This is a genomic window from Pseudorhodobacter sp. W20_MBD10_FR17 (assembly GCF_052119765.1).
Classification (GTDB): Bacteria; Pseudomonadota; Alphaproteobacteria; order Rhodobacterales; family Rhodobacteraceae; genus Pseudorhodobacter.
On sequence record NZ_JBGQOQ010000032.1, the window covers coordinates 1 to 16,865 of the forward strand.

Sequence of the window (16,865 nt, forward strand, 5' to 3'; positions counted from 1 at the left end):
ATTTGAAGCAAAGGAGGCATAAAACCAAACGCGAGAAGCGACATACCGCGCCCGCAAAAAGTTGCCGTACCGACCACAGCGGCAGGCAATCGACAAAACCCGAGCGATCTACATGCGAGCCCTACGCATCGCGAATATCACCTTCGGGACGTCGACGCCTTGGATGCCGAGATGAAGCACCAAATGGGATGACTTCGAAAAGAACCTTGCAGGTGGTCGATACACGAGACAATATCAACGAGCGCAGATGATCAATTAAAGAACCTACCTGCCAATGCGGCGGGGCTTCCTGTATCTGGTCGCGATCATGGATTGGCACACGCGCAAGGTGCTGGCGTGGCAAATATCGAACACACTGGAGGCTGAGTTTTGCGTCGATGCACTGAACGAGGCCATTAACAAGTTTGGCCCGCCAGAGATCATGAACACCGACCAGGGCAGCCAGTTCACATCCTCTGTCTGGACCGATCGTTTACGACGGTCGGGCGTGCGTATCTCAATGGATGGCAAGGGGCGGTTCCTCGACAATATCTTTGTCGAGCGGCTTTGGCGGAGCCTGAAATACGAATGCGTCTATCTGCACGCCTGGGAGACCGGATCAGAGGCAAAGACTGGCATCAGGAAATGGATGGACTTCTACAACCACAAGCGTCCACATTCCGCCCTTGGCGGCAAACCACCCGCTGTGATCTACTGGCAGCAAAATGAGACAACCAACCCGGATCAGCAGGAGCGAAGAGTAGCTTAAATCACGCCAGAAACTGTCCAACAAATGGGGAGTAGCTCACGGTTTAGCCCCACCACGATAGCAGACATTAGCCGCCATGCAGCATCCGACACATTGGGCTCGAACCGGACCTCGCCATTAGGTTAACACCGCCGGAACAGAAGGTGAAACTGAATCCCCATTGGCTGCTGATGAGAAAGATCTCTCTTGGTTGGGGCCGCTATTATTTGTTTAAATTTAGGAGATGCTGTTCAGGCGTTTCATTAGACCGTCTAAAAGCTCTGCGTGAAGGTTGCCAACTAACCGAGCCGCATGCGACAACGGGCGACGGGCATCGACAACCAAGCTCAAAGACTGCGATTTAATACCGGTATCTCTGATCGGGACGAAACTTAGATCACCCGCAAGAAGTTCGGTTGCGACATCCATCTTTGATGTGAAAGCCATCAGTTTTCCATCGCGCAGGGCTTGTTTGAGCAGCTGTTGAGAGTTGGTTACAAGGACAGGCTTTACCGGATTAAACAGCCAGCCATAACTGCGCTCAAGGTATGCGCGAACGGGCAAAATTTCACTTTGGGCGGCAATCGGGTTTTGCGCAGCATCCTTCAACGTCACAAAAGGGGCCTGCCAAAGCCGGTGGCCGGGCCCGACGACACAACCAAACGGTAGTAAAGTCGACCATAGCACGTGCCGCGTCTTATCTGCCGACATGTTGAAAGCGACTGCCAGATCAACTGTCGCCTGATCGAGCTCGTGCGCGGCCTCGTGGGGAGTCATGATATTCACCGCAAGGTTAATACCGGGATGCTGCGCGCTCAGGGTACTTACCAGTTCCGGCAATACAGAGTTGGACAAGCTATCCATTGCAGCCAGACGTACGGTTCCGCGCGCGACGCCGCGCATCTGACGCAGCTCGTCTGCCAAACGGTCTTGATCTGCCCGCCAGCGACGCGCCATCAGGATCATACCTTCACCTGCGGCAGTCAACCGCATCCCGCGCGGATGGCGTTCAAACAGTGGCGTTTCACATTCATCTTCCAACTTGATGATTTGCCGGTCTATTGCAGATGCCGCAATTCCGACTTCGCGTGACGCGGCCTGCACTGAGCCGAGGCGCGCAATCGCTTCAAGGTACTGCAGAGAGCGAGGGTAGATATGTAGGGGCATATGCAGCCTATAAATTACCATTCTAATTTTTAGTATGCATAGTCACTTTTATTGAAATAGTTGGCAATGGTTTTCGCGCGTATCCTTGAAAAGAATCAAGGGGAAAGCCTATGTTGCAGTCAACTCCAGTTACCCTCACCATAGCAGCTCTTAACGGTGCCAGTGCAGTTGAGGCTACACAAATGATCGGACGCATCACCGAGCGATCTGAATGGCTGGCAGGCCGCTTAGCTGCACAACGCCCCTTTACTGATGTCGCTGATCTTGCCGATCGGCTGCAAACCTTAATACTCAACCTGACGCGGGAGGAGCGTCTGGTTCTCCTGCGAGCACACCCAGAACTCGCGACGCCCGAGCCTGGCATCATGACAGATGCTTCTAAATCCGAACAAAAACGTCTGGCTCTTGGCAACCTGAATGCAGAGATGGCCAATAGGTTGACGTTTCTGAACGGCGCCTATCAAGAACATTTCGGTTTTCCGTTCATCATCGCCCTGCATGCATTCAAAGACGTCGAAAGCATTGTCGCTGTTTTTGAAGGCAGAATGCAGAACGCCCCAGACGTGGAAATTGATCGGGCACTAAATGAAGTTGTTTCTGTCGCGCGTGCACGGTTGACTCGACTTTTCGGGACTACTGAAAGCGTCGTCGGTGAGGTGGCGTTTTGATGCCGTCCCATCAAACAATCAGAAAAGGCAAATCAATGAGACAGTTCCTGCTTAATGTGCGCCGGCCGAAAGATGCCGATCACCCTCCCCACGCTTGGATCGGTGCGCTCGGGGGCGTTGGGCTGCTGGTGCTGAGCATCGCCTTTGTGATGGGTGGGATAAAAATGGGTGTTGGTGTACCAAGGCGCCTTGGTACAGGAGCTTTTCCCGTTATCACCGGTATCGCGCTTGCCATGCTTTCGGTTGCGATCATAATCAATGATCTGCGCGACACCGGCGATGCCGAGCAGCCAGATTGGGTGTCTTTCCTCGCCATTGGTGCAGCACTAGCGATCTTCGCGCTCGCTTCAGAGTATTTTGGGCTCATCCCAGCCGTCTTTTTGACAGTTGTCGTGGCCAGTCTGCCAGACACAAGCCTGCGGTTTGTCGGCAAATTGCTTTTGGGCGCACTGATCGCCCTTGGGTGCTGGGGGCTGTTCATCGGCCTTCTGGATCTTCCATTTCAAGCATTTAGGAGGTTCTGAGTTATGGATATTTTTGCCAATTTTGGTAGCGGCCTACTCGTCGCCATTGAACCCATGAACCTTCTTTACTGTTTTGTCGGCGTATTCCTTGGCACCTTTATCGGAGTACTTCCTGGAATTGGCTCTATGGCTGCCATCTCGATGATCCTGCCACTCAGCTTCTATCTTGAGCCGACCTCGGCGCTGGTAATGATTGCTGGTGTTTACTATGGGGCAGAATATGGCGGTTCCATCGCTTCTATCTTGATGAATATCCCTGGTACACCATCGTCATCAATCACCTGTATTGATGGCTATCCGATGGCCCGCGAAGGTCGCGCAGGCATCGCTTTGTTCACCAGCGCAATTGCCAGTTTTGGCGGTGGCATGATCGGTATGGTCGTGATGGCCGTGCTCGCCCCTGCACTGGCCTCGCTCGCGCTCAACTTTGGACCGACGGAGTACTTTGCCGTCATCCTGCTGGGGCTAGTCTCGGCCTCTGCCGTATCTAATGGTAGCCCTATCAAAGGGGTGGCCATGGTCGTGGCGGGCTTGATGCTGGGGACAATGGGGGTCGATATCACGACTGGCACCGAGCGCTTTACACTTGGCATCCCCGAGCTGCGGGATGGCGTCAACCTTGTGGTCGTCGCCATGGGTCTCTTTGGTGTCGGCGAGTTGATTGTATCGATCAAAGCCAATGCCAGTGGCGCGCATCAGACCAACATAGACTACAAACAATTTTATCCAAACCGTGCGGAATGGAAGTCGATCTTAAACCCTATCCTGCGCGGGGGCGCCATCGGCAGTTTCTTCGGGGCGCTGCCCGGAACCGGCCAAACTGTCGCTTCTGCTGTGGCTTATGCTGTTGAAAAAAAGGTGTCTCGCAATCGCGGAAACTTTGGCAAGGGCGCGATCGAAGGCGTAGCGGTACCCGAATCTGCGAATAATTCGGCAACCCAGACCGCCTTCATTCCTACATTAACGCTGGGCGTGCCTGGCAGCGCGTCAATGGCATTGGTGATCGGCGCGCTGATGATCCACGGGATCACTCCGGGCCCACGGCTACTGGTCGAGCACGCGGATTTGTTCTGGGGTCTGGTTGCCAGCTTTTTGATCGGCAATTTGATGCTGCTGGTGCTTAATATTCCGATGATCGGGCTCTGGGTCCGGTTGCTGCAAATCCCGTATAAGTACATGTATCCGACTATAATCGTGCTTATCTGCATGGGCGTCTATTCGGTCAACAATAATGTCTTCGACATCTGGCTGACATTGGCCTTTGGTTGGGCAGGCTATCTGATGCGTCTGTTCCGCTTTGAGCCAGCACCTTTGCTAATCGGCTTTGTGCTTGGCCCAATGATGGAAGAACAGCTTCGACGCGCCATGCTGCTCTCGCGGGGCGACCCTCTCGTGTTTCTCACGCGCCCTATCAGCGGCGTACTGATAGCGATCACTGTCGCATTGCTGGCATGGACCTTCATCTCGGCATTGCGTGCACAACGCGGTAATCGCGGCTCACGGCGATCGGCAGAATAACCAGCGCATTTATCATCCCAACCTCTCCAAACCTCCTAGAAAGGCATAACTGACCATGACATCCTCAGCCATCAAAAGCACCTTCGCTCTAACTGCGGCTCTTTTTTGCGGCACCGCCGCATATGCAGACCCCGGCGCATGGAGTACCGAGCCGGTGCGCATTGTCGTTACCTTCCCGCCGGGCGGGACCAGTGATCTTGTCGCCCGCATCGTTGCGCAATACTTAGAAAGCGAGTTCGGCCAAAAGGCCGTGGTCGACAACCGTCCCGGCGCAGGCGGCACAGTGGCTGCAGATTACGTTGCTCAACAAGCGCCTGATGGAACCACATTAATCCTCGGAAACAACGCACCTTTCACCATAGCGCCAACTCAGTTCGAAACGCTCCCCTATGATCCGGTCTCCAGCTTTACCCATATCGCCAACCTCGGTGCCTCCACTCCGGGGCTCTTTGTGCAACCTTCGCTTGGAATAAGCGATCTGGATGGTTTTATTGCTAGGGCCAATGCCGAAGGCATCACCTATGGCTCTTCCGGCGTCGGCTCAATCACCCATATCCTTGGGCAAGCGGTCGATACCGCTATGGGTATCGAAACGATCCATGTACCCTATCAGGGCAGTGCACCTGCTATTCAAGACTTCCGCGCTGGGGTGCTTGAAGCGTTCTATGACTCTATGGCGCAGAATTCGGCAATGATCGAAGACAAAGAGGTCGTCCCACTTGCTGTTGCTGCACCTGAACGGTCCAAGCGTTTCCCCGACATCCCCACGTTCCGCGAACAAGGTTATGACGTAGTGATTGAGAATTGGACCGGCCTTTCCGGACCCGCAGGTATGGATTCTGAAATGGCGCAAACGATACACGACTCGGTAGAGCAGATCATGGCTATGCCCGCGGTGATCGAACAGATGGACCAATGGGGGATTGCCCATACCGAAATGTCCAGCGAAGGGTTCACTGCCTTTGTGGCAAACACGATCTCGGTGTGGCAGCCGTTGATCGAAGCTGCCAAAGTGAACGGGGGCTGATCAGATCATGCAGGCACAAACCGAAGACGTTGCACGGGGGGGGCTTATCCCCGTGCGCTTCATTCTCAACACCTTCTTCTCTGGCCCACAGGCTTGGTTCTTTCTGGCAGCCGACAACGGTTACTTTGCGGAGGAAGGTCTGGATGTGACCTTTTCCGAAGGGAATTCGCTGGCGCGTGCTGTGACCACGATGACCACGGGCGCCTTTGACGCGGGCTATGGGGATCTGAATGAATTGGTTCGGATGCAAGCCGAGGGACGCGACAACACGCCAGTTGCGGTCATGGCTATTCACAATCGTCCGCCCTACACGATTGCCGTCGATGCAAACGGCCGGATCAAAAACGCCGCAGACCTTCCAGGCGCGCGCCTTATCTCGCACCCACAAGACGCGGCATGGCTGCTGTTCCCCGAGTTTTGCCGTGCGACAGGGATTGATCCGGACAGTGTTGATATCACCATCTCGGAGGCGTCGCATAAAGACATGGTCCTGCAAATGCTGGCCGGTGACTGGGACGGGATATTTGGTTTTGTGAACACGGTGGCCGCTCAGGCTATTGAGGCGGGCGTTGATCCGCAGGTCTCACTGCACCATCTCGCATGGCATACAGAGGCCCCAGCCTTTTATGGCGGTGCGATGATGGTGACGCGGGCCTTCCGTGATGCCCACCCCAAAGCAGTGGCAGGGCTGTGTCGCGCGGTCAATCGCGGGCTTGTCGATACTGTAGCCGATATCGACGCTGCTATAGACGCCGTGGCGCGCCGCAATCCTTCACTTGATCGGGCGGCAAACCGCGCGCGCCTAATGGGAACACTCGCGCTTGAAATGGGCGATGAAGCAGCGGCGCCCCTTGGGCTTGGCGATGTTGATGACTCTCGCCTGCGCACAATTGCCCGCCTCATTGCAGAGGCAAAGGGCTATACGAAGCAGCCAGCACCCGAAGACATTTTTGACCGCAGCTATCTGGTGCCGTCGGCCGAGCGTGCAAAGATGCCAGTTGCATGACATTACATGGCACCAAAAGAAAGATTGCGGTGCTGTTCGTGGGCGAACTGCACGACTCTGGGTTCAACGCTTGTGCCTTCCAAGGCGTTGAGCGCTTGCAAAAAAGGGATGATATTTGCCTTGAAGTCATAACTGGCGTTCCTTTTGAAGCACAGGCTATGACCGCCGCACTTACCGGCGCTGCCAACAGGAACGACAGCGTGATCTTTATCGGTGGTCAGGGCAATAGTGTGACACCACCCATCGCAAAATCCTTTCCGCACCGAGATTTTGCTGTCGTGCAGGGCGAAGTCATCGGGCCAAACCTTGCAAGTTATGATGTGCTGCAAGAACAATCTGCCTTTCTGGCGGGCTGCCTTGCGGCACGACTTACGCGCAGTGGCGTGGTTGGGCATCTTTCTGGCCACCGTGTCACGCCGGGGTTAAAGGGGCGCGCCGCCTTTGTCGCGGGCGTCGCCCATATGGACCCATCGATCCAAGTTCTCACGGGGTTTTGCGGCACACAAGACGACAACTGCGTGAGCCAAACTTGGGCAGAAGCCGAAATCAAGGCTGGGGCAGATGTGTTATTCACTATGCTCAATGCTGCGCGCAATGGTGCGATCACGGCCTGCCGCAACCTTGGTGCAGTGCAGATCGGTAATGTGCTGAATTGGTGCGAGATTGAACCCGATGTTTTCATTGCCTCTGCGCTCGCGCGAATTGATAGAGGTGTTGAGCACGCTGCGTTGGATATGATCGCGGGAAACGTCCCAGACCAAGTATGCCACTACGGTTTACAAGATAATGACATCGTTTCGCTGTCACTGGCTGCGCGTGTCCCAGAAGAACTGGCCTACGATATCGCCAGGATCGGACAAAAAATCGCTCTCGGCGAAATCATGATCCCAATAGATTATGATGGGACAGAATTTTTGCCCGAATCTTGAATTAAAGGCCACTAAGATTTTGCCGCGAAGGACAAAGCCGTGTCGACCGAGGAGGCCTCGGTGCTGCTGCGCTAGATCCAGCGGATCGGTCTGTTGATTTTCGTGCCGGATTGCCCCAATTTTCCATTTGGCGCTGACCCCTCTGCAACATGATAATCTCATGAAAAGTCAGCGAATTTCTTGATGCCAGTGGTTCACGGCTTTTCGGAAAACTGGGTCAATTCCTCGGAGAATTCAACATGCCACGATCAAAGGTGACCGACCGGCGCGCGTCTGCAGGCAGGGGAGCGAGGCCTTGGAACAAGGTTTCCATGATCGGCCGACCTTGGCGTGCGGCGCAGCATGGAGGCTTCGGGCTGCTGCGGCTTGAATGGCCGCTTTCGCAATTCTGGCACAGAACCTTCGCAGATGCAGCAAAAGTCCGGTTTCCGCCCATTTTGCCAGAGAGTCCGAGTGAGGCTGGTTGGTTTTGCGACAGGTTAGGGCTGGTAGAGTAGCTTCCAGCGCCTGTCGTGGAGTGAACGATAATGGGCATCGTGGAAGTTTTGGATCCGGTTCAAACGAAGGCAACCGGCGGTTATAAAGTGGATGTAAGCCGGGGCGAGCGGAACGGCCGGGTGTCGTCCGAATGGTTCAACCGACCAGATGATGAGCGGTTTCTCTCGCTCGATGATCTTTGGGCAAATGTGAAGGGTCGGTCCGAGCGCAGCCGTAGCCGTGTGGTGCAGGCCGCCGATATCCGTGTCGAGGCATCGCGTGACAATGGCGAGCGATTGCACCTGATGCTGCCAAAGGCGCAGGAACCGGTGGTCCCAACTCATTGGGCCTTTGGCCAGCTTGCCAGTATCGTCGGCGCCCCAGCGTCCTACCTGCGGCAGTTGCCTGCGCCGTTGGCGGGGATCAATCTACAATACGGTTTGACCAACCACCGCGCCGAGCAGGTGAAAACCTTTGAGACCGAAGATGGTCGCACGGAACTGCGCGCAGTGACCGGTCCCGACTATGGCCGCATCCATGATTACGAGCTGGTCGAGGCGGTGCAGCGCATCGCGGGCAATGGCACCGGCGATACGCGCTGGAAAGTGCCAGGTGTGCTCGACTGGTCGACCGGGGTTTACAACCCAGATGTCGAGATCAGCCGCGACACGACGACGCTCTACGCTTCAGACCGCGACGTCTTCCTGTTCCTGGTCGATGATCGCAATCCGATCGAGGCGGGCAAGCTGCCCGATGGCTCGCCCGATCTCTACTTCCGCGGGTTTTATTGCTGGAATTCCGAAGTGGGGGCCAAGACGCTTGGCATGGCCAGCTTCTATCTGCGGGCCGTCTGCCAGAACCGCAACCTCTGGGGCGTCGAGGATTTCCAAGAGATCAAGATTCGCCACTCGAAATACGCAGCGTCCCGCTTTGCGCATGAGGCTGCACCTGCGCTGACGCGCTTCGCCAACTCCTCACCCTTGGGCTTCGTGAACGGCATTAAGGCCGCGCGGCAACAGATTGTGGCGCGCACGGATGAGGACCGGGATAATTTCCTGCGCAAACGCGGTTTCTCAAAGGCGGAATCCGGCAAGATCATCGAAAAAGTATTGATGGAAGAGGGCCGTCCGCCAGAGAGCATTTTTGATTTTGTGCAAGGGATCACGCGGCTGGCGCGCGACAAGACCCAGCAGGATGCACGATTGGACATGGAGGGACGCGCGAAGAAGCTTCTCGACCGGGTCGGCTGAGGCGTCTCTCATTCTGGCGACCGCCTGTTTCTGCGGCGGTCGCTGTCCTTACCCCCGTATGCGCTGATGGTCCGTCTCATGATGGGGCGATCTGGCACCGTCGCCCCTTCGAGGAAGAGGGCGGCGGTTTGGTCTGTGACGGATGAGGCGGGGAGAGTGGCTTCCTGCGCCGTCGGAGATATGTCTATGTTCGACTTTGCCTTGCCAATCCAGCCGATTTCCCGCTCTTTGGGCTGCCCACCATGCTTTGCGACAAGGTTGGCCGATCCGAGCCTGCCCTTCGCGCTTACGATACCGTGCCGGACCCCTGCTGCCGTGATGTCGGGACAGGCTGGCCCAACAATCCTAAACCGTTTCGCCACGCTGGCAGAGGCCATGCAGGCTGCGATCACCTATGCCGATGAGGTTGCCCAAACTTCAGCGCCGCAGCTTCTGGCAATTCTTGATCGCGACGAGCGACTGGTTCTGGCCGGATCTGTCAGAAAGGGTGCGGTCGCATGGTGCCACCCGGTGACCAATGCCGCTGAGGCACGGGCCATCGTGACCGAGGCGAGCCAGCTTCGCGCGCAAGCAAGCCGCGCCACCGATTGGCGAGAACCTGATCTCGCGGAGCGTTTGCGTCACTGCGCCGATGTTCTCGAGGCGCGCCTCGTCGATCCGCTGTGGCGCAGCTTTGCCATTCGGTCACTGCAGATCGCGGCATGACGCCAGAGAGACAGAGGAGGGCAGGGGCTTTGTGAGCTTTGCAGGGTGAGAAAGAGTATCTCGGCCAGCTCCGACCCTTTCCTTCAAACCGGAGATCCAACATGAACCAGACTGAGCCCACTCTTCCCGCGCCGCTACCGCCGTTCCCTATCGACCTGTGGGCGATCTTTGCCGGACATGCCAAGCGTATAGCCCGGATCGAGGCTTTGCGCCCCGGCAACAAGGACCGCCTCTTTGATGGCCTGATGGCCGCCGGGATCACCCATGTCACTGTTACATTCGACGGTACGGGCGAAAGTGGCCAAATTGAAAGCAGCGATGCTTGGTCAAGCGACAAACCCATCGACTTTCCCGCCGTGGAAATCCCCTATGCCGCGCTGACCTGGGACATCCCCGAGGTCGAGATGCGAAGCCTCTCGCTCGCAGATGTTGTCGAGCAGCTGGTCTATGATTTTCTAAGCGATACTCACGACGGTTGGGAAAACAACGACGATGCCTATGGCGAATTCTGTTTCGACGCCCGCGCTCGTTGTATCCATATCGAGTTCAACGAGCGGTCTATATCGTCCCAACGCTTCCCCCAAGAATTCTGAGGGAGCGACGATGGCACATCCCTATCCCAACGCCCTGTCTTCAGTGAAGAACAAGGGGCGGAACGGCCGAGGCCACCTAACATGATCAATGCTTACCGCCGCCTCGGCATGCCGCCGAGTGCTTCTGCCTGTGCCGTGCTACGGGCGGCAATACGTGCGCTCCATCCCGACACTTTGCGCGTGCGCAGTTTTCGGGAGGCACGAAAGCGGTACTACTGCGAATTGCTGGATCAGCATGCGGCCGTGCAGCGCGCAGCGCCTGATACCGGGCCCTGACGCATTCTCCGAAATCTCTTCTCGTCACATAATCGCCCGGCCGCAATGGTCGGGCGGTCTCATTCTTAAGGAGAGCCTATGGCGCAGTCTATGAGGATTTTGAGCGCATCTGCGGCATCCTTGGCATTCGTCTGAAGACCACCTCTGTGCGCCTGATGGGCGGCAGCGCGCGGCAGAAACCGTGCATTTGGTTTTCGGGGTTTTGGTCACAAGGAGATGGAGCCGCGTTTGAGGGATATTTAAGCCACGCCAAGGGCGCCAAGCGACTCATTCGCGACTATGCCCCACAGGACACGACCCTGCACGACATCGCCGACCGGCTGCATGCCATCCAGCGGCGGAACTTTTACCAACTCAGCGCGGAGGTCAGCCACCGGGGCCGCTACTACCACGAATTCACCATGTCGGTTGACGTCACCCGCGATAGTTCGACCTGGCAGCCGCCGACCGAGGATGCAGAGGAGGCCGTGACCGAAGCGATCCGCGACCTTGCACGTAGGCTCTATCGCCAGCTTGAGGCCGAGCATGATCATCAGACTTCAGATGAAGTCACCGAGGACGGGATCATCGCCAACGAATACACGTTCACGGGGGCCGGGCGGCGGTTTGGGTGATGGTGAGATGGTCAGCTCTGTTCTAGTTATTATGGCAACACTATATGTTCATATGATCTTTACTTTAAGTCCATATGGCCTATATTGGATACATAAAGGAGATTGAGATGCAAGTAGCAGAAAGAGTCCGCGAACCCGCTCAAGTCAATGCTGTTGCGCTGAAAGCCTATGCCCGCGTCGTCGATGCTTGGGGCCTCGGCTTGAAAGAAGCAGCGGGTCTTGCGGACATGTCTGAAAGCACGTGGAAACGCGCCAAGAAGCCCAGCTTTGCAGGGGAGCTGACCAAGGATCAACTCCTGCGCCTCAGCGCGGTGATCGGCATCTACAAATCACTCGAACTCTATTTTTCTGAGTCGCTGGCGCGAAGCTGGTTCACGCGCCCGAACGCAGGGCCCTTGTTTGGTGGCAGCCGACCGGTGGATACGGTGATCGACGGAGGTCTGCCACAGATTCTGGCCGTCCGGACCTATCTCGACGCCCTTCGCGGTGGCGTATGAAACGGACTGAGATTTCCGACCGTGGTTTGGTTCGCCTCTTGCCTGCCACGTTCCACAAACCACCGGCACTTCGTGGCCTTGTGGATACGGACGACGAGTTGGAGATCCTTGCGGAGATCGAGGGCCTGACCAGTTCGCGACTTCTGGCCGAGCGCGGCCGAAACCCACACTTTGACCCGCGTGAGCTTGCTTGGCGTCGGCGGAGCCGGGACTTGCGCATTTACGGCGACACGCATGTTAACGCTGCGTTCACCTATACGCGGGCGGGCGGCAATCGCTTCAACTCCGACGAGCGTGGTGCTTGGTATTGCGCCTGGGACGTCATGGTCTCGATTAGCGAAGTCGCGTGGCACAGGACGCGCGAGTTGGGCTACACGGGCAGTTTTGAGGACAGTGCCCGCTACGTCGAGCTGCTGGCAGATTTCATCGGGGTTTTCGATGATGTTACCGATGAACCAGATCATTTGGCACTCAATGCCGATCCGCATGTTGGATATCCTGTGGGTCAGGGCCTTGCGCAACACCTGCGGCGAGAGGGCTCGCGCGGTTTAATTTGCCCATCTGTCCGAGCACCTGCACAAGGTGGCAACTGCCTCGTATGCTTTGAGCCCCGCGCGATCCAAAACGTCCGCCCTGGTGCGTCCTGGGATCTCGTCTGGAAGGGAACGCCAGACTATTCGATTATGGCCGTCGCCTGAAGTTCATCGGTTCCTGTCGATCCACTTCATTATCAGCCATTTGTGGGTAAGATACCGCCCAATGGGAATTAAGCCCATCGAGGTCGGGCCGAGGCTAGATTGTCTATCTCACAGGAAAAAGCTGATCTTTGTGGCAGGGTGCGGCACCTCATACAATGCGGACTAGACTGTCGTTTACTGATCTTTTTCCAAGGGCCGCTTTTCGGTATTTATGCTCGTGGCCAGTGCGGATGATAGTCATCAATGACGATCGGGTGGCTATGTGATCGACCCTGCCGAATGTGAGGATGATCATCTGGGAGATCACTATGAGTATGTTCAATCGTTCCGGCATCGTTTTGCGTCCAAAGAAAAACCCCGCCGACCATCCCGGTCGCGGCCAGCAATGCAAGCATGGCAAATGCAGTCGTTGGCCCAGCCACGGTGATCAGCCATCCAGCCAATGGATAAGTAACAAGCCAGCAAGCGTGCGAAAGGGCGAACTGGGCTGCGTAAACAGCAGGCCGGTCTTCGGTGTGTGCGGAACGCTTCAAAAGTCGCCCCGATGGGGTCAAAACTGTAGAATATCCAATCCCGACAATAAGCCAGCCCAGAAGAAGTGGGACCCACTGAATGCCATAGACCAGCGACATTAGGGAAAGGCCAAGCAGAGATGCGACAAGCACTGCCGCACCACCAATCATCACAGGCCGGTCAGGACGGTTATCCAGCAATCGGGGCAACAACAGGGCTGCCAGCATCGATCCGCCACCAAAAGCGCCCAGGGCTATGGCAACCTGCGTTTCACCAAGGCCCAAATTAGAGCGGACAAGAACGACGGTATTCACGAGAACCATCGCGCCCGCAGCCGCTGCGGCAAGGTTCAGTGACAAAAGCCCTCGCAGTCGTGGAGTGGCGAGGTAAATACGCATCCCCCGTGTGGTGCGGTCATAGATGCCCCGAGGGGCTGCTGGTTGCGGGCTGGGCAGCAGGACAGACACCACCAGCAAGGCCGAGCCGACAAAACCGATCACGGTCCCAAAAAATAGTGTCTGATAACTCACGAAGACCAGCAGGATAGCGGCCAACGTCGGGCTGATGATGTTTTCCAGATCATAGGCCAGCCGAGACAGTGACAACGCACGGGTATAGCGGTCTTCTTCCGGCAAGATGTCTGGAATCGTGGCCTGAAATGTCGGCGTGAAAGCGGCAGAGGCTGATTGCAGCACAAAGATCAGGATGTAGACCTGCCAGACCTCAGACACGAAAGGCAAGCAGAGCGCGACGGCTGCGCGGATAAGATCAAGGCTGACCAACATCTTTCGTCGCGGCCAGCGATTTGCAAACGCACCTGCAACGGGAGCGATCCCCACATAGGCCACCATCTTGATCGTGAAAATCGTCCCCAAGACCAGACCCGCCCGCTCACCAGACAGATCATAGGCCAAAAGCCCGAGTGCGATGGTCGCAAGCCCAGTGCCTAAAAGGGCCACTATCTGGGCTAAAAACAGATGGCGATAAGTGCGATCGGCGAGGACAGCGAGCATATTGGTCCCTCAAAGGTATTTTGTAATGGCTTTGAAGTCTACCACAGCTGACGCGTCACCCGTTCCAACAATAGCCTCATCAAGACAATGATCGATGTGGTCTTGGATTAACGTGCGCTTGGCTTGCAGGATAGCCTTCTCAACCGCATGGAGTTGCTGGGCGATATCGGTGCATGGTCTATTGCCTTCGATCATCGCTATCACGCTTTGAAGGTGACCATTGGCACGTTTCAGCCGCTTTACGATATCGGGGTGGGTTGCATGGGTGTGGTGTTCTGTCATAAGACAGACGTAACCCCCCTAGGGGGATAAGGCAAGCGGGCCCAGACCCGTAAAAAAATGCAGGTAAAATGAGACAGCAGATTGGGAATCATTTCAGGCTCATGCTGACCGTCGCTTTGGCGGTGGCCATGCTGTTGGCATCCAATGCGCGGATTGCGGCACATGATCTGCCGCAACCTACACAGATCGTGACCGATCATCATGCTGAGATCGCTGAGCATGGTCATGCCCACGAAGAAGTGGTCAGTGTATTGGATGCCTATCATGGCCACGGACATGATGTGGCAGACCATGACCACAACACCGCATTTCTTCCCGACCGCAAAGTCTCGGGCACGATGATGCCGACCCGCTCTAACTGGCGCATCGCCAATAGCGCGTTACCCGGTCGCAGTATATTCGATCTGGATCGACCTCCGCGAGGATGAGGCTGCGCCCAAGGGCGTATTCATCAACTCCTTTCACAAAGCGGAAAATTACAATGATAAACAACCGATCCTACGGGTCGGGGCCTCTGCTGCATTCGTTGCGGCAATCCCTGATCCTTATGGCAATGGTCATGCTGGCGTTACTCGCCTTCGCGACCACGGCCTATGCTCATGCCGTCACCGAAGGTGACAAGGGCTATATTCAAGAGGTCAGCGGCATGAAGCTGATCCCCTTCATGTATCTAGGGGCCAAGCACATGGTTACCGGCTACGACCACCTGCTGTTCCTGTTTGGCGTCGTCTTCTTCCTTTACAAGATGAAGCACGTTGCCCTTTACGTCAGCCTGTTTGCCATCGGCCATTCAACGACGATGCTGGCAGGGGTTTATTTCGGCTGGAACGTCAGCGCCTACCTGATCGACGCCATCATCGGACTATCAGTCGTTTACAAGGCCCTAGACAACCTAGGAGCCTATCAGAGGTGGTTCGGCTTTCAGCCTGATACCAAGGCTGCAACGCTGATATTTGGCTTCTTTCACGGGCTGGGTCTGGCCACCAAGATTCTGGAATATGAGATTGCACAGGACGGCCTGATTCCAAACCTGCTGGCCTTCAATGTAGGCGTCGAGATCGGCCAGTTGATCGCCCTCGCTATGATCCTGATTGTCATGGGCTATTGGCGCAAGACCACCAGCTTTTGGAAGCATGCCTATACCGCAAATGTCGTGATGATGTCGGCCGGGTTCATTCTGTTTGGAATGCAGATGACAGGCTACTTCGTCGGCTGAAATTTTGGAGACTATGAAAATGCATAACGGAAACAAACCAAACCTTGATGATCTGCCAACCTCGACGCAGCTTATCAAATCCACGATACTGGCCGCAGTCGCCGCTGTTGCGATACTGGTGACTGTTGTCCTGCCATCGGAATACGGCATTGATCCCACTGGCATTGGCAAGGCTATCGGCTTGGCCGAGATGGGCGAAATCAAGACACAGCTATCCGAGGAAGCCGAGGCAGACCGCATGCTGGAGCTTCAAAACGGTGGGGCAATCGACGACCGGTTAAGTCTTGGCGAGGACATCTTCGGGTTCTTCTTCCCCGCTGCCTATGCCCAGACCGCTACGCCTGAATGGACCGATCAATACAGTGTAACGCTGACTCCTGGAGAAGGGGTTGAGGTCAAGTTGGTCATGGAAGCTGGAGCGGAAGCGGGGTTTCTCTGGGTTGCAGAAAACGGCGCCGTCAACTTTGATTTGCATGGTGACGGCGGCGGCGAGAACATCAGCTACGAAAAGGGCCGAGCGGTGGCGCGTGCCGAGGGTGTTCTAACTGCGGCATTCACAGGCAACCACGGTTGGTTCTGGCGCAACCGCGATGGGCAGGACGTAAAAGTGACACTCTACGTCAAAGGCGATTATAGCGAGATGAAGCTGCCATAAGCAAAAGATGGCCTCTGTCGCATGGCAGGGGCCATTTCTGCAAAGTACACGTTAGCCGCATCGCAGAATATTGGTAAGGTGGGCTCAAACGAGGCCTGCGCCGCATCTAGCTCGAATGTCTGCTTTTACCGGTCATCTCTTACCTATTCCCGTCGATCCATTTCGACATCAGCCCTTTGTCGCGGAAACACTCGTCCGGTACGGCGCGGCGCTTGATGCGCGCGAGCCGTTCTGCGAAAGCTACTTGCTTTGAGCTTGGTCGCGCATCCAGAGCGGCGGCAGATGTCATCTTCGCCTGAGTATCAATCCAAGTGCTGAGACTGCGGCGGTCTTGCTGCACATCCCATGGCAAAAGCGTGTGATTGCGCAGCGCCAAGGCGCGCGCATAGGCGATCTGACGTGGGGTTACGGGAATGGCAAAGCTGGTACTTTCCACGATGGAACTCCTTCTCTGATTAGTCTTTCTAGTGTAGAACATATAGGGAACAAAATCAAGATCCGCTCAAGCGG

19 protein-coding genes and 2 pseudogenes are annotated in these 16,865 nt (G+C 56.0%); 16 read left to right on the forward strand and 5 right to left on the reverse strand.

The genetic code is table 11. The annotated features are described in order from the left end of the window. Positions 1–262: 262 nt before the first annotated feature. Positions 263–748 (forward strand): annotated as a pseudogene (locus ACEN2J_RS16960) (IS3 family transposase); the annotation flags it as partial. A 216-nt stretch (positions 749–964) separates the two neighbouring features. On the opposite strand, the gene ACEN2J_RS16965 reads toward ACEN2J_RS16960, so the two are convergent. Together ACEN2J_RS16965 and ACEN2J_RS16970 are read right to left on the reverse strand one after the other, a co-directional pair. Next, positions 965–1,693 carry a LysR substrate-binding domain-containing protein gene (locus ACEN2J_RS16965; protein ID WP_442107409.1) on the reverse strand — a complete coding sequence of 243 codons (729 nt, stop codon included), beginning with the start codon at positions 1,691–1,693 and terminating at the stop codon, positions 965–967. 15 nt (positions 1,694–1,708) lie between these two features. Beyond that, positions 1,709–1,915, reverse strand: a pseudogene (locus tag ACEN2J_RS16970) (helix-turn-helix domain-containing protein); the annotation flags it as partial. 89 nt (positions 1,916–2,004) lie between these two features. Between ACEN2J_RS16970 and uraD the strand changes: the two are divergent. From uraD to ACEN2J_RS17030, 12 genes are all read left to right on the forward strand, one after another. Then, a complete protein-coding gene (uraD, locus tag ACEN2J_RS16975) occupies positions 2,005–2,562 on the forward strand; it encodes a 2-oxo-4-hydroxy-4-carboxy-5-ureidoimidazoline decarboxylase (RefSeq protein WP_442107347.1) in 558 nt (185 codons plus the stop codon). Next, a complete protein-coding gene (locus ACEN2J_RS16980) occupies positions 2,562–3,086 on the forward strand; it encodes a tripartite tricarboxylate transporter TctB family protein (protein WP_442107411.1) in 525 nt (174 codons plus the stop codon). The genes uraD and ACEN2J_RS16980 overlap by 1 nt, the downstream gene beginning before the upstream one ends. A 3-nt stretch (positions 3,087–3,089) precedes the next feature. Continuing rightward, a complete protein-coding gene (locus ACEN2J_RS16985; protein ID WP_442107349.1) occupies positions 3,090–4,604 on the forward strand; it encodes a tripartite tricarboxylate transporter permease in 1,515 nt (504 codons plus the stop codon). A gap of 55 nt (positions 4,605–4,659) precedes the next feature. Next, on the forward strand, positions 4,660–5,631 hold the full coding sequence (locus ACEN2J_RS16990; RefSeq protein WP_442107351.1) for a Bug family tripartite tricarboxylate transporter substrate binding protein: 972 nt from the start codon (positions 4,660–4,662) through the stop codon (positions 5,629–5,631). A 7-nt stretch (positions 5,632–5,638) separates the two neighbouring features. Continuing rightward, entirely contained in the window at positions 5,639–6,637 is a 999-nt protein-coding gene (locus ACEN2J_RS16995; protein WP_442107353.1) for an ABC transporter substrate-binding protein, read from the forward strand. Next, positions 6,634–7,566 carry a BMP family protein gene (locus ACEN2J_RS17000; protein WP_442107355.1) on the forward strand — a complete coding sequence of 311 codons (933 nt, stop codon included), beginning with the start codon at positions 6,634–6,636 and terminating at the stop codon, positions 7,564–7,566. The genes ACEN2J_RS16995 and ACEN2J_RS17000 overlap by 4 nt, the downstream gene beginning before the upstream one ends. Before the next feature lie 527 nt (positions 7,567–8,093). Continuing rightward, positions 8,094–9,293 (forward strand): DUF932 domain-containing protein, encoded by a 1,200-nt coding sequence (locus ACEN2J_RS17005; protein WP_442107357.1) that lies wholly within the window; start codon positions 8,094–8,096, stop codon positions 9,291–9,293. Between the two features lie 186 nt (positions 9,294–9,479). Further along, positions 9,480–9,998, forward strand: a complete 519-nt coding sequence (locus tag ACEN2J_RS17010; protein WP_442107359.1) for a DNA repair protein RadC — start codon at positions 9,480–9,482, stop codon at positions 9,996–9,998. Positions 9,999–10,099: 101 nt separating this feature from the next. Beyond that, positions 10,100–10,591, forward strand: a complete 492-nt coding sequence (locus ACEN2J_RS17015) for a DUF6878 family protein (RefSeq protein WP_442107361.1) — start codon at positions 10,100–10,102, stop codon at positions 10,589–10,591. A gap of 383 nt (positions 10,592–10,974) precedes the next feature. Next, positions 10,975–11,481 (forward strand): hypothetical protein, encoded by a 507-nt coding sequence (locus ACEN2J_RS17020; protein ID WP_442107413.1) that lies wholly within the window; start codon positions 10,975–10,977, stop codon positions 11,479–11,481. 107 nt (positions 11,482–11,588) lie between these two features. Next, positions 11,589–11,978, forward strand: coding sequence for an antitoxin Xre-like helix-turn-helix domain-containing protein (locus ACEN2J_RS17025; RefSeq protein WP_442107363.1), 390 nt, complete (start codon positions 11,589–11,591; stop codon positions 11,976–11,978). Further along, positions 11,975–12,676: an RES family NAD+ phosphorylase gene (locus ACEN2J_RS17030; RefSeq protein ID WP_442107365.1), complete on the forward strand. Its 702-nt coding sequence runs from the start codon at positions 11,975–11,977 to the stop codon at positions 12,674–12,676. The genes ACEN2J_RS17025 and ACEN2J_RS17030 overlap by 4 nt, the downstream gene beginning before the upstream one ends. A 209-nt stretch (positions 12,677–12,885) precedes the next feature. Here the strand turns inward: ACEN2J_RS17030 and ACEN2J_RS17035 are convergent, their stop codons facing one another. Both ACEN2J_RS17035 and ACEN2J_RS17040 read right to left on the reverse strand, forming a co-directional pair. Beyond that, positions 12,886–14,202 carry an MFS transporter gene (locus tag ACEN2J_RS17035; protein ID WP_442107367.1) on the reverse strand — a complete coding sequence of 439 codons (1,317 nt, stop codon included), beginning with the start codon at positions 14,200–14,202 and terminating at the stop codon, positions 12,886–12,888. A gap of 9 nt (positions 14,203–14,211) precedes the next feature. Continuing rightward, positions 14,212–14,484 (reverse strand): metal-sensing transcriptional repressor, encoded by a 273-nt coding sequence (locus ACEN2J_RS17040; protein WP_442107369.1) that lies wholly within the window; start codon positions 14,482–14,484, stop codon positions 14,212–14,214. A gap of 68 nt (positions 14,485–14,552) precedes the next feature. Here ACEN2J_RS17040 and ACEN2J_RS17045 point away from each other — a divergent pair, with 68 nt between their 5' ends. The 3 genes from ACEN2J_RS17045 (at position 14,553) to ACEN2J_RS17055 (ending at position 16,355) form a co-directional block, all read left to right on the forward strand. Beyond that, the gene (locus ACEN2J_RS17045) at positions 14,553–14,912 is read left to right on the forward strand and encodes a hypothetical protein (RefSeq protein WP_442107371.1); all 360 of its coding nucleotides are present in this window, start codon (positions 14,553–14,555) and stop codon (positions 14,910–14,912) included. Positions 14,913–15,043: 131 nt separating this feature from the next. Beyond that, entirely contained in the window at positions 15,044–15,700 is a 657-nt protein-coding gene (locus tag ACEN2J_RS17050; protein WP_442107373.1) for a HupE/UreJ family protein, read from the forward strand. 19 nt (positions 15,701–15,719) lie between these two features. Continuing rightward, entirely contained in the window at positions 15,720–16,355 is a 636-nt protein-coding gene (locus ACEN2J_RS17055) for a transmembrane anchor protein (RefSeq protein ID WP_442107375.1), read from the forward strand. A gap of 139 nt (positions 16,356–16,494) precedes the next feature. Here the strand turns inward: ACEN2J_RS17055 and ACEN2J_RS17060 are convergent, their stop codons facing one another. Further along, positions 16,495–16,791, reverse strand: a complete 297-nt coding sequence (locus ACEN2J_RS17060) for a hypothetical protein (RefSeq protein ID WP_442107377.1) — start codon at positions 16,789–16,791, stop codon at positions 16,495–16,497. Between the last annotated feature and the right edge of the window lie 74 nt (positions 16,792–16,865).